The organism is Aminobacter sp. MSH1, assembly GCF_003071665.1.
In the GTDB taxonomy this organism is placed as follows: Bacteria; Pseudomonadota; Alphaproteobacteria; order Rhizobiales; family Rhizobiaceae; genus Aminobacter; species Aminobacter niigataensis.
In genome coordinates, this window is the sequence record NZ_CP026265.1 from 5,253,306 (window position 1) to 5,265,241 (window position 11,936).

The following is an 11,936-nucleotide window of genomic DNA, read 5'->3' on the forward strand; positions in this document are numbered from 1 at the left end:
CCAGAAGCTAAGCCCGGCCGGCGACGGCCAACCGTTCAGGCCATCGCTTCAAACGGGTTTACGAGCCTGAGGTCAAGTCCGTCGAAGTCGCGGATGTTGCGCGTGGCGAGCTCTGAGGCAAACAGAGCGGGATTAACCCACCATGCGGCTCGGCGGACGGTCCTTGGCGAGCTTCTTGAACTTGCGCAGCACCATGTCGCGCTTGAGCTTGGAGATGTAGTCGATGAACAGCACGCCATCGAGGTGGTCGATCTCGTGCTGGAGGCACGTGGCGAGCAGGCCGTCGGCCTCGACCTCCTGCTCCTTGCCGTTCTCGTCGAGATACTTGACCCGAACCGCCGACGGACGCTCGACCTCGGCATAATAGTCGGGGATCGACAGGCAGCCTTCCTCGTAGACCGAGCGTTCGTCGCTGCGCGAAAGCACTTGCGGATTGATGACGACGCGCGGCGCGGGCTCCTCGCCCTCCTTGGCAAGGTCGAGCACCAACATGCGCAGCGGCTCGCCTACCTGGATGGCGGCAAGGCCGATGCCCGGCGCGTCATACATGGTGTCGAGCATGTCGCGCGCGAACTTGCGCACGTCGTCGTCGATGCGCTCCACGGGCCTGGAAAGCTCGCGCAGCAGTGGATCGGGAAGGATGATCAGCGGCTTGATAGTCATGTGCCTCAACTAAGATGTCGGAATAAAACCGTCAACCGGTGGCATGGGGCGATGTTCCTGTTTTGATCTGACCGTTCGGTGCGAATCGGTTATGGTGCCGGCCATGAACGACCTTTCCAGCATCTTGTCCGCTCCCATCGCCCAGCTTGGCGCCACCATCATCACCCTCGGCCAGGCGCTTGGTTTCGGCGCCCTGCTGTTCGTGATCCTGCTCGCCGTCCTCATGATCGCCTTGTGGCGATCGGCAAAGGCGCGCGCAGTGGCCGCCGCCGAAGCCGCCGATCACGCCCGCGACGCGGAAGCCCGCATGGCCGGCATCCTGCAGGCGCAGGCGGAGATGCAGGGACGGCTCGGCACGGTTGCCGACATCTTCGGCGCGCGCCAGGCCGAGCTGACGCAGTCGTTGGGCCAGCGTCTCGACGCCATGACCGGGCGTATCGGCCAGACCATGGCCGAGCAGACCAAGTCGACGCATGACAGCCTGGCCAAGCTGCAGGAGCGGCTCGCCGTCATCGACACAGCCCAGGGCAACATCCAGTCGCTCGCCGGCCAGGTGGTGCAGTTGCAGGCGATCCTGTCCAACAAGCAGACGCGCGGCGCCTTCGGCCAGTCGCGGATGGAGGCGATCGTCGCCGACGGGCTGCCTCTCGGCGCCTATGAGTTCCAGGCGACGCTGTCGAACAACAACCGGCCGGACTGCCTGGTCAAGATGCCCAATGGCGCACCGTCGCTGGTGATCGATGCCAAGTTTCCCCTCGAGGCCTGGAACGCCATCCGTGCCGCAGCCGACGTCGATGGCGCTGCAGACGCGCAGAAATATGCCGCGCAGGCGTTCCGGCGCGATCTCGATGTGCACATCAAGGCGATCGCCGACAAGTACCTGATCTCGGGCGAGACGCAGGACACGGCGTTCATGTTCGTGCCGTCGGAATCGATCTTCGCCGAGATCCACGAGAATTTCGAATCACTGGTGCACCGGGCGCATCGCGCCCGCATCGTGATCGTCTCGCCATCGCTATTGATGCTGTCGATCCAGGTCATCCAGGCGATCCTCAAGGATGCGCGGATGCGCGAGCAGGCGCACCTGATCCAGGGCGAAGTCATCCGCCTGATGGAGGATGTCGGGCGCCTCGACGAGCGCGTGCGCAAGCTGCAGACCCATTTCGGCCAGGCCAGCAAGGACATCGACGACATCCTGGTGTCGTCGTCCAAGGTCACCAAGCGCGGCGAAAAGATCGAGGCACTGGAATTCGGCGCCTCGCATGCCGGCGAATCGGACGAAGCCGCGAAACCTCAAACGCCGAATGGCCGCGCCGCCGACTCCAAGACGGGCCAGCTCAGGCTGCGAGTGGTCGAGGAAAGCGAATAAGGCGTCGCTAGGACTGCTTCTCGACCGTCTCCATGCCGTCGAATGCGGGCAGCCAGTGCAGGGCCGCCAAACCTGCTTGCGCGGAACCAGTTGCTCGCGCTGGCTGGATGTACCGGTCCTGAGGCCGTAGACCTTCGGACCGTCGCCGACCGAGGTGGCGAAGAGATGCGACCCACATTCGGCGCAAAAGCCCTGTGCCCGCTTGTTGCCGCTCTCGCCGGTCTTCACGTAGATCCTGGGTGTGCCCGAGAACGCGATCTTGTCCTCTGCGACCGGAACCGTGACGCGAAATGCAGTGCCGGTCAGCTTCTGGCAGTCGGTGCAATGGCAGATCGCCGTCTTCTCAGGGTCGACCGTGTAGGTGATGGCGCCGCAATGGCAGCCGCCTTCAATCTTCATTGAAATTCCTCCCTTTTCCTCACGATTCTATTCCGTCTCGGGCGCCGCCGTATCCCCGGTCACAAGTCTATCCCGCCGCTCGCGCCAGCGCTCGGAAGTCTGCGGCTTGATGAAGACCGCACTCACCTCAGGGACTTCCGCCTTGAGCTTGTTCTCCAGCCGCTCGACGCAGGTTTCGATATCGGCCGCCGAGATGTGGTCGACAAAATCGAGGCTGAGGCCAGCGACGATCTGCTCGGGGCCCATGTGCACCGTCAGCACGCCGTTGGCCTTTTCGACCGCTGGGTCGGCCTGGGCAACCTCCAGGATCTTGGCCTGCATATCGGGCAAGGCGGGCTCTCCCATCAGCAGCCCCTTGCTCTCCCGGGCGAGGAACACCGCCGTCGCCGCGAGAATCAGGCTGATGCCGATGGATGCGGCGCCGTCCATCCAGGGCTGCTCGAAATACTGCGCCGCGGAAATGCCGATGAGCGCGATGACCAGCCCGAGCAGGGCTGCGCTATCCTCGAACAGCACGGTGTAGACGCTGGGATCCTTGCTGCGCCGCACGGCCTGGATGTAGCCGAGGCTGCCCTTGCTGCGCCGGAACTCCTTGAGCGCGACCAGCCAGGAGCCACCTTCAAAGACCATGCACAGGCCAAGCACCACGTAATTGACGAGCGGGTTTTCGATCGGCTCGGGATCGAGCATGTGGATCACGCCCTCATAGAAGGCGACGCCGGCACCGAGCGCAAAGACCAGAAGTGCGACGATGAAACTCCAGAAATAGAGCTCGCGGCCATGGCCGAATGGATGCAGGCGGTCGGGCGGCTGGGCGGCGCGCCGAAGCCCATAGAGCAGCAAAAGCCCGTTGCCGGTGTCGACCAGCGAGTGCACGCCTTCCGACAGCATCGCTGAACTGCCGGTGAAGGCGGCGGCGACAAACTTGGTGACGGCGATCAGCAGGTTGCCGGCGATTGCCGCAAAGATCACAAATCTGGAGCCGGAGTGTGCCACCGTCAGTTCCTCGCGAGAGGCAACTGTAGCGGGCGCCGGGCTGGGCTCAAGCCAATTCGTGGCTGCGAAACAAGCGGCTGGTGGCTCAACACCCCTCTTGCAAGCGAGACAACTTCGCGTTTCACTTCGTGTCTCAGCAGCGGGAGAAACGAATCATGGCCAAGGGTGCGATGAAAGCCGGGAAAGAAGCCCGGAAACCCAAAAAAGACGCCAAGAAGCCTGCGCCAGCGCCGGCATTCAAGGCGCCTCCGGTGCAAGCCACCAAGATCAAGGACAAGTAGGCTCTGGTCTCGGCTTGATATCAATCACCAGACGCCCGGTCTCGGCCGGGCGTCTGGTTGATTCTTCTTCCAAAAACCCCATCTATCCTGGCGCAGGAACGATCTTGCGCCTCCCCCAAAAAACCGGTCGGGACGACCCGCCATCCAATGGAGCGTTCCATGGCTTGGACTTATCTGTTTCTTGCTGGACTGTTTGAGATCGGCTGGGCCATCGGGCTGAAATACACGGACGGCTTTTCGAAGCCGATGCCGACTGTCCTCACCATCGCCTCGATGATCGTCAGCCTCGGCCTGCTCGGCCTGGCGCTGAAGACGCTGCCCGTCGGCACGGCTTATGCCATCTGGACCGGCATCGGCACGGTCGGCACGGCGATGCTTGGCATCTGGCTTCTGGGCGAGCCGGCAACGGCGCTCCGCCTTGCCTGCATCGGCCTGATCGTGTCCGGCATCGTCGGCCTCAAGCTCGTCGCCTGATCGCGCAGTCGCGAAATGGCCTGGCCTGGCCTGCCCAACCGGGCGGGCCACAGCAATCTGCATGCCGACTGACCTGCGGACACGCCAAAGCGGCCCGCGCCCCGGGCTTGGCAAAACCCCGGTCGCGAACCACCAGCAATGAGAATTCGCGCAATCGGACCTGGCTAGCAGGCCGATGCGTCTTTCAGGCGAATGTGTCCTGCAATCAGCCGAAATTGGCCGAAGGCGGCATCCGCTTGCCGCGCGCCTTGCGCGCTGCGTAACGCGCGTCACGCTTGGCCTTGCGCTCAGCCTCGTCGGAGAGCACGCGGCTGATACGGTCGGCCTCTTCAGCCTCGCGTGCCTTGGCTTCCGCCTGCGCGGCCTCTTCGGCGGCCAGGCGTTCAGCTTCGGCCTTGGCTTCGCGTTCGGCCTTTTCGATGGCTTCACGAGCCAAGCGTTCCTGCCGCAGCTTTTCCTTTTCGGCTTCGCGGATGGCGCGTGCCTCTAGGATCGCCTTGCGTTCAGCCTGGCGTGCCACAACCGCTGGATCGTCAGCTGCCGGGCGTGCCTTGTACTTTTCGAGGAGAGCTTTCTTTGCGTCATTGGCGGCGTTACGCCGTTCGAAGACGTCTTTTTCCCTGTAGATTGCCAATTTGATTTCCCTGGAGTCACTTCGCGCCGCTTACATACGCGCGCAAAGGCAGAGTTCAAGCGCCAAAAAGGCATGTCTCCCATGAATTCGCGTGATGTTGCGGATAGGAAACGCTCTTTGGCGCCAATCTCGATATGGATTGTTCACTAGTCCGCATCTGGCGGCTTCGTGGAGCGATGGCTACCTGTAGCACGAATGACAGCGACAGGACCAGCGATATGGAACTTGGCCTTTACACTTTTGCCGACGTCAGCCCGGAAGCAGGCCCGGGAGCCATTGGACCGCATCAGCGGTTGCGCAATCTCATCGAAGAAATCGAACTGGCCGACCAGGTCGGGCTCGATGTGTTCGGTCTTGGCGAGCACCACCGCCCGGATTACGCAGCCTCTGCGCCGGTCGTCGCGCTTGCTGCCGCAGCCGAGCGCACCAAGCGCATCCGGCTGACCAGCGCCGTCACCGTGCTTTCCTCCGACGATCCCGTGCGCGTGTTCCAGCAATTCGCCACCCTCGACCAGCTTTCCGGCGGCCGCGCGGAGATCATGGCCGGTCGCGGCTCGTTCATCGAATCGTTCCCGCTGTTCGGCTACAACCTCGAGGACTACGACGAGTTGTTCGCCGAAAAGCTCGACCTGCTGCTGGCGCTGCGCGACAGCGAGCGCGTCACGTGGTCGGGCACGCATCGCGCGTCGATCGACGATCGCGGCGTCTATCCCCGCCCCTATCAGGACAAGCTGCCGATCTGGATCGCCATCGGCGGCACGCTGCAATCGGCAGCGCGCGCCGGCGTGCTCGGCCTGCCGCTGGCGCTTGCCATCATCGGCGGCGAGCCGGCACGATTCGCACCGCTTTTCGACCTCTATCGCGAGGCGTCACGGCGCGGCGGGCAGGACCCGGCCAAGCTTGCCACCAGCATCAACGTCCATGGCTTCGTCGGCGAAACCACCGAGCAGGCGGCCGACGACTTCTACCAACCGCAGGCCGAGGTGATGAACCGCATCGGCCGCGAGCGCGGCTGGGGACCGACTTCAAGGGCGCATTTCGACCAATCGCGTTCGCCGCAAGGCGCGCTGTTCGTCGGCAACCCGGAGGTGGTGGCCGAAAAGATCGTGGCACAGCACAAGCTGTTCAAGAACGAGCGCTTCCTGCTGCAGATGGCGATCGGCATCATGCCGCACGACAAGATCATGAAAGCGATCGAGCTCTACGGCACCAAGGTGGCGCCGCTGGTGCGCAAGGAACTTGGCGCCTCGCCCGCCGGTCCGGCAGCTTGAATCCGGCTGGACCAAAACTTACCCTGAGCGGGAAGGTTTGTTTGCGAGGATAGTGGTTCCTATATCCGGCGGGTCCCCACCCGCCGGAGCTGCATCATGACCACCCTTTCTGTCCTCGACCTTTCGCCGGTCACCGAAGGCAGCACTGCCGCGCAATCGCTCCGGAATACGCTCGACCTCGCCCGCCACGCCGAGACACTCGGCTTCCACCGCTACTGGCTGGCCGAGCACCACAACATGGCCGGCATCGCGAGTGCTGCGACCTCGGTCGTCATCGCCCATGTCGCGGCCGGCACCAGCACCATCCGAGTCGGCGCCGGCGGCATCATGCTGCCCAACCACGCGCCGCTGGTGATCGCCGAGCAGTTCGGCACGCTGGCCGCCCTGCACCCCGGCCGCATCGACCTCGGCATCGGCCGGGCGCCGGGCACCGACATGCTGACCGCACGCGCCCTGCGCCGCAATCTCGAAGCCGGCGTCGACAATTTCCCGCAGGATGTCGTCGAGCTGATGGGCTACTTCGAGCCGGCGACGCCGGAGCAGCGCATCCGCGCCGTACCCGGCGAGGGCGAGCAGGTCGAGGTCTGGGTGCTCGGCTCCAGCCTTTATGGCGCGCAACTCGCCGCCATGCTTGGCCTGCCCTATGCATTCGCCTCGCATTTCGCGCCCGCCGAGCTCGACCATGCGATCGAGATCTACCGCTCGCGCTTCCAGCCCTCGGAGCGGCTGGCCAAGCCCTATGTCATGGCCGGCATCAATGTCGTGGCCGCGGAGACCGACGCGGAGGCGAAGCTCCTGTTCACCTCGGTGCAGCAGGCCTTCGTCAATCTGCGCAGCGGCCGCCCAGGCAGGCTTCCGGCCCCGGTCGAAGGCTACGAGCGCGACCTTGACCCGGTCGCCCGCCAGATGCTGTCGCAGACGCTCGCCTGCGCGGTGGTCGGTTCGCCCGAAACCGTCCGCCGCGGCGTCGAGGCGTTCATCGCCCGCACCGGAGCAGACGAACTGATGGTGACGGCTCAGGTCTTCGACCATGAGGCGCGCAAGCAGTCGTACGAGATTTTGGCGGAAGTCGGCGCCGGACTGGCAAAAGCGGCCTAGTCTGGTGTCTTACCTTCTCCCCTTGTGGGAGAAGGTGGATCGGCGCGAAGCGCCGAGACGGATGAGGGGTGTTGGAAGAAATACGAGGCGGCAGGAGCGAGCGCGGGAATACGCACAGTTTCGAAGGCTGCACTCCGTCCAGCACCCCTCATCCGACCTCGCTTCGCTCGGCCACCTTCTCCCACAAAGGGAGAAGGAAGAGTGCGCTATCGCATCGCCTCGACGATGCCCTTGTCCGGAAAGCACGTCGCTGCGCGACCGTTCTTGGCCTGCCAGTCGCCAATGGACCGTCGTGTCTTGAACCCCGGCAACCCATCGGCGCCGCCGACGTCGTAGCCGAGCTTTTCCAGCCCACGCTGCATGGCGGCGATGTCGGAGCGGTAGAGCCCGTCGACCTTGCCCCAGCTGCCGGCGAAGCGCCTGTCGCCTGACGCGATCCGGTCGGCGCCATGGCCGATGAACAGCGCATAGACGTCGCTCTCGTTGTATTCCTTGAGCACGTAGAAATTGGGCGTGACGATGAAGGCAGGCCCGTTGCGTCCCGCCGGCATCATCAGGAAACCTTCGGCCCTCGCTTCGTTTTGCGGGAATGGCTTGCCGCCGATACGGCCGATGCCCATCGCCGCCCAGTCGGCGATTTTTTTGCCCTGGTCAGGACCTTCCAGAGCGCAGGTTACGGTATCCGGCACCGACACCTCGAAACCCCAGTCGCGCCCCTTCACCCAGCCGTAATGGACAAGATAGTTGGCGATCGAGGCCAGCGTGTCGGGCGTCGAGTTCCAGATGTCGGCGCGGCCGTCGCCGTCGAAATCGACGGCATGCTCGAGGAACGACGTCGGCAGGAACTGCGGCTGGCCAAGCGCGCCGGCCCAGGACGAGCGCATGGCCTTGCGGCTGACCAGCCCGCGCTCGACCATCTCGAGACCGGCGAGCAACTCCTTGCGGAACATGTCCTTACGGGTGGCGAGAAATGCCTTGGTGCCCAGCACCTCGAAGGCATCGTAAGGCATCTTGGCGGCGCCAAAGCCAGACTCGCGGCCCCAGATGGCGAGCACCACGCCGCGGGGCACGCCGAAGCGCTTTTCGATCGCGGCAAGCGTTTTGGCATTGGAGCCGGCACGCGTGCGCCCGCCTGCACTGACCGCACCCAGGGTCTTCTCGGAAAAGTAGTTGCCTGGCGAGCCAAACTCGGCCTGGTGCTGCTTCTTCGGCGTCTTCGGCTTTTCGCCGGGCAAGACGAGGTCGGGCAATTTGAGATTGGGCGAAACGCCTGCGAAAGCCGCGTCGAACGTCGCCCTGGAGATGCCCTTGGCCTTGGCTTCCGGCCAGAGGTCCTTCGCCAGCCAGGCCTGGAACTGGCTGTCGATGGGGGCAGCGGAGGCTGGGGCGGCGCAGGCCAAGAGTCCTATCACCAGCGAAGCCAGGAACTGGCGCAAGGATTGCGCTCCACGTTGCCCCCCTCTGTCCTGGCAAGCATCTCCCCCACAAGGGGGGAGATTGGCGGCTGCGCCCTCACCGCTCGTCGTGCAACGACGGTGGAGATTGGCCAAAGATGCGATGAGGGCTGATCTCCCCCCTTGTGGGGGAGATGTCCGGCAGGACAGAGGGGGGCAACTTAGGGCGCCGATCATCCAACCTCCCTGCAAGCCAATTGCGTCAAAACACGGTCCGCGACTTGAGGGCCGCGGAAAGCGTGCCCTCGTCGAGATAATCGAGTTCGCCACCGACCGGCACGCCATGTGCCAGCCGCGTGATCTTCACGTCGAAGCCGGAGAGCTGGTCGGTGAGATAGTGCGCCGTGGTCTGGCCCTCGACGGTGGCGTTGACCGCCAGGATGACCTCGCTGACGCCGCCCTCGGCGATGCGGGTCACCAGTTGTTTGATGGTCAGCTGGTCCGGCCCCACGCCATCCAGCGGCGACAGCGTGCCACCAAGCACATGGAAACGCGCATTCATGGCGCCAGCCCGCTCCAGCGCCCAGAGATCCGACACGTCCTCGACGACGATGATGGTGGTCGGGTCGCGACGCGGATCGGTGCAGATCATGCAGGGATCGGAGGTATCGACATTGCCGCAGGTCGAGCAGACACGCACCTTGTCGACCGCTTCGCCCATGGCGGCAGCCAGAGGTGCCAGCAGCTGCTCTTTCTTCTTGATCAAATGGAGGGCTGCGCGGCGGGCCGAACGGGGCCCAAGCCCCGGCACCTTGGCCAGCAGCTGAATCAGGCGTTCGATCTCGGGACCGGCGATTCGCTTCGACATGGAAGCGGTATAAAACGAGGAGCGAATGGTGAGTAGCGAATAGTGACGAAGCGCCAACCGGCAGCCCTTGTCTTCTTGCCCTATTCGCTACTCCCTATTCCCTCACTCATTGCATCGGCCTGTCCTGGCTGGCAATCAGCGCGCCGATCGCGTCGGCATCCTCGGATGTCGCCTGGAACGACATGGCACTGGCCAGTGCCGCATCGGAACCGGCGGAAGCGACGGTCGTCGGCTTCTCCTCGACAACGCCCGGCAGCGCCTGCGGTTCGGCTGAAGCGACCATGGTTTCGGCCTCGATCGCTGCAGGCAGCGGCTTCCTGCGGCTGCGCTTCTCGTAGAAGGCATTGCCGCCGGCCACTGTCGTGTAGTGCATGTTCTTGTAGGGAAACTTCAGCCCGGCCGTGTGGAAGAACATCACTTCGGGCTTCACCTTCGGGTGACGTTCGCCCTTGAGCACGGCGTCGGCAGCCGCCTGCACGTCGGGCAAGGCTTTCGAATTCATCGGCCGCGACAGCACGCCGGGCGCGAACTGGCCTTTCTGGCCGACCACACCGCAGACCGTTTCGCCATATTCGCCCGACTTGAGGCGGTTCATGACGACGCTGCCGACGGCAACGAGGCCGTCGCGGCTCGAGCGGTTGGATTCGAAGAACATCGCCCGCGCCAGGCACTCCTTGTCCTTCGCCGTATAGGCGTAGGAACCGGAACGAACCGAACTCGTGGTGACCCCGTCAGCGAGTTTGCTGGTGGTGCATCCGGACACGATAAACGGCGAGGTCAGGATGCCGACAAGGATCGGCATCTTCCATTTGTTGGCGATCAAAAAGCGCCCCTCTTGCAGTCCCGCCACGTCCCCAGATTGCAGCAACAATGAGCCCATTTCGGGCAAAATGATGGCCGAAGGCCGAAATGTGGCAATAGGCAGGGTCGCCTCTGCAACGCCCGGTCGCTATGGTCGCTTGCCAAGACGCGGCGCAACGGCCGAGAAGCAGAGGAAGACGATCGTGAAAGCTGTCCTGTTCGAGCAATTCGGCCAGCCGCCAAAGATACAGAACGTGGCCGATCCGACGCCTTCGCCAGCAGGCGTGGTGATCAAGGTCGAGGCGACCGGACTGTGCCGCAGCGACTGGCACGGCTGGATGGGGCACGATGCCGACATCGTGCTGCCGCACGTGCCGGGCCACGAGCTTGCCGGCACGGTCTCGGCTCTGGGCAAGCTGGTGACGCAGTGGAAAGTAGGCGACCGCGTCACCGTGCCATTCGTCGGCGGTTGCGGCCGCTGCTTCGAATGCACGTCGGGCAACCACCAGGTCTGCGAACATCAGTTCCAGCCCGGCTTCACCGCCTGGGGCTCGTTTGCCGAATATGTCGCCGTCGATTTCGCCGACACCAATCTGGTGGGGCTGCCGGAAAAGCTGGACTTCGCCACGGCGGCCAGCCTCGGCTGCCGCTTTGTCACCTCTTTCCGCGCGGTCGTCGATCAGGGCCGGGTCAAACCGGGCGAATGGGTCGCCGTGCACGGCTGCGGTGGCGTCGGGCTGTCGGCGATCATGATCGCGGCGGCTGCCGGGGCCAACGTGATTGCCATCGACCTCGCCGACGACAAGCTGGAGTTCGCCAGGAAAGTCGGCGCCGTGGCGACGATCAATGCCTCAGGCGACAAGGACGTCGTCGGTGCTGTCAGGGAGATCACCAAAGGCGGCGCGCATCTTTCGCTCGACGCGCTCGGCCATCCCACCACCTGCTTCAACTCGATCGCCAATTTGCGTCGCCGCGGCCGGCACGTGCAGGTCGGGCTGATGCTCGGCGATCACCATCACCCCAGGATTCCGATGGACAAGGTGATTGCCCACGAGCTCGAAATCCTCGGCAGTCACGGCATGCAGGCGTTCCGCTACCAGGCAATGATGGAGATGATCGACGCCGGCACGCTCAAGCCGCAGATGCTGGTCGGCAAGCATCTCAGCCTCAACGAAGCGCCCGCCGCACTGATGGCGATGGACCGGTTCGAGGGGCTTGGGATCAGCGTGGTGACGAGGTTCTAGGGGCAAGTAGCGAATAGCGAATAGCGAATAGCGAATAGCGAATAGATTGATGAGCAACGGCGCCTGATAATCAAGCGCCGCCCCGCTATTCCCTACTCACTATTCGCTCGTCTTAGAACGGCAGCTTCATGCCGGGCGGGATCGGCAGGCCTGCCGTCAGCGCCTTGGTCTTTTCCTGCATCGTCGCCTCGACCTTGGCCTTGGCGTCGTTGTGGGCGGCGACGATCAGGTCCTCGAGGATCTCGCCCTCGCCTTCCTTCAACAACGACGGGTCGATCTTCAGCGACTTCATCTCCGACTTGCCGGAAAGGGTGACGGTGACGAGCCCGCCGCCGGACTGGCCGGTGGCTTCGATCAGGGCGACCTCTTCCTGCATGGCCTGGAGTTTGGCCTGCATTTCCTTCGCTTTGCCCATCAGGCCGAGCAGATCCTTCATGGTCGTAT

At 64.0% G+C, this 11,936-nt stretch carries 13 protein-coding genes and 2 pseudogenes; 6 read left to right on the forward strand and 9 right to left on the reverse strand.

What is annotated here, in order from left to right:
- Nucleotides 1–35 precede the first annotated feature (35 nt).
- Both CO731_RS29615 and def read right to left on the reverse strand, forming a co-directional pair.
- Nucleotides 36–136, reverse strand: a pseudogene (locus tag CO731_RS29615) (type II toxin-antitoxin system VapC family toxin); the annotation flags it as partial.
- Nucleotides 133–663, reverse strand: a complete 531-nt coding sequence (gene def / locus CO731_RS26135) for a peptide deformylase (RefSeq protein ID WP_108609497.1) — start codon at nt 661–663, stop codon at nt 133–135. The pseudogene CO731_RS29615 and the gene def, both read right to left, overlap by 4 nt.
- Before the next feature lie 103 nt (nt 664–766).
- Between def and CO731_RS26140 the strand changes: the two genes are divergently transcribed.
- The gene (locus CO731_RS26140; protein ID WP_108610072.1) at nt 767–2,032 is read left to right on the forward strand and encodes a DNA recombination protein RmuC; all 1,266 of its coding nucleotides are present in this window, start codon (nt 767–769) and stop codon (nt 2,030–2,032) included.
- A gap of 7 nt (nt 2,033–2,039) precedes the next feature.
- On the opposite strand, the pseudogene CO731_RS26145 reads toward CO731_RS26140, so the two are convergent.
- A pseudogene (locus CO731_RS26145) lies at nt 2,040–2,431 on the reverse strand (GFA family protein).
- 27 nt (nt 2,432–2,458) lie between these two features.
- Nucleotides 2,459–3,433 (reverse strand): cation diffusion facilitator family transporter, encoded by a 975-nt coding sequence (locus tag CO731_RS26150; protein WP_108609498.1) that lies wholly within the window; start codon nt 3,431–3,433, stop codon nt 2,459–2,461.
- Nucleotides 3,434–3,582: 149 nt separating this feature from the next.
- Here CO731_RS26150 and CO731_RS29550 point away from each other — a divergent pair, with 149 nt between their 5' ends.
- A complete protein-coding gene (locus CO731_RS29550) occupies nt 3,583–3,708 on the forward strand; it encodes a hypothetical protein (protein ID WP_108609499.1) in 126 nt (41 codons plus the stop codon).
- 159 nt (nt 3,709–3,867) lie between these two features.
- Nucleotides 3,868–4,182 (forward strand): quaternary ammonium compound efflux SMR transporter SugE, encoded by a 315-nt coding sequence (gene sugE, locus CO731_RS26160; protein ID WP_108610073.1) that lies wholly within the window; start codon nt 3,868–3,870, stop codon nt 4,180–4,182.
- 205 nt (nt 4,183–4,387) lie between these two features.
- Here sugE and CO731_RS26165 read toward each other — a convergent pair whose 3' ends face one another.
- Nucleotides 4,388–4,816, reverse strand: coding sequence for a DUF6481 family protein (locus tag CO731_RS26165; protein ID WP_108609500.1), 429 nt, complete (start codon nt 4,814–4,816; stop codon nt 4,388–4,390).
- Between the two features lie 218 nt (nt 4,817–5,034).
- Between CO731_RS26165 and CO731_RS26170 the strand changes: the two genes are divergently transcribed.
- Together CO731_RS26170 and CO731_RS26175 are read left to right on the forward strand one after the other, a co-directional pair.
- Nucleotides 5,035–6,087, forward strand: coding sequence for an LLM class flavin-dependent oxidoreductase (locus CO731_RS26170; RefSeq protein ID WP_108609501.1), 1,053 nt, complete (start codon nt 5,035–5,037; stop codon nt 6,085–6,087).
- Nucleotides 6,088–6,183: 96 nt separating this feature from the next.
- Entirely contained in the window at nt 6,184–7,185 is a 1,002-nt protein-coding gene (locus CO731_RS26175) for an LLM class flavin-dependent oxidoreductase (protein WP_108609502.1), read from the forward strand.
- 206 nt (nt 7,186–7,391) lie between these two features.
- On the opposite strand, the gene CO731_RS26180 is transcribed toward CO731_RS26175, so the two are convergent.
- From CO731_RS26180 to CO731_RS26195, 3 genes are all read right to left on the reverse strand, one after another.
- Nucleotides 7,392–8,621 carry a lytic murein transglycosylase gene (locus tag CO731_RS26180; protein WP_343207436.1) on the reverse strand — a complete coding sequence of 410 codons (1,230 nt, stop codon included), beginning with the start codon at nt 8,619–8,621 and terminating at the stop codon, nt 7,392–7,394.
- 220 nt (nt 8,622–8,841) lie between these two features.
- Nucleotides 8,842–9,447, reverse strand: a complete 606-nt coding sequence (gene recR / locus CO731_RS26190) for a recombination mediator RecR (protein WP_108609504.1) — start codon at nt 9,445–9,447, stop codon at nt 8,842–8,844.
- A gap of 106 nt (nt 9,448–9,553) precedes the next feature.
- Nucleotides 9,554–10,270 (reverse strand): cell wall hydrolase, encoded by a 717-nt coding sequence (locus CO731_RS26195; protein WP_108609505.1) that lies wholly within the window; start codon nt 10,268–10,270, stop codon nt 9,554–9,556.
- 181 nt (nt 10,271–10,451) lie between these two features.
- Here CO731_RS26195 and CO731_RS26200 point away from each other — a divergent pair, with 181 nt between their 5' ends.
- On the forward strand, nt 10,452–11,492 hold the full coding sequence (locus CO731_RS26200) for a zinc-dependent alcohol dehydrogenase family protein (RefSeq protein ID WP_108610074.1): 1,041 nt from the start codon (nt 10,452–10,454) through the stop codon (nt 11,490–11,492).
- Between the two features lie 112 nt (nt 11,493–11,604).
- Here the strand turns inward: CO731_RS26200 and CO731_RS26205 are convergent, their stop codons facing one another.
- Entirely contained in the window at nt 11,605–11,928 is a 324-nt protein-coding gene (locus CO731_RS26205) for a YbaB/EbfC family nucleoid-associated protein (RefSeq protein WP_108609506.1), read from the reverse strand.
- Nucleotides 11,929–11,936 lie beyond the last annotated feature (8 nt).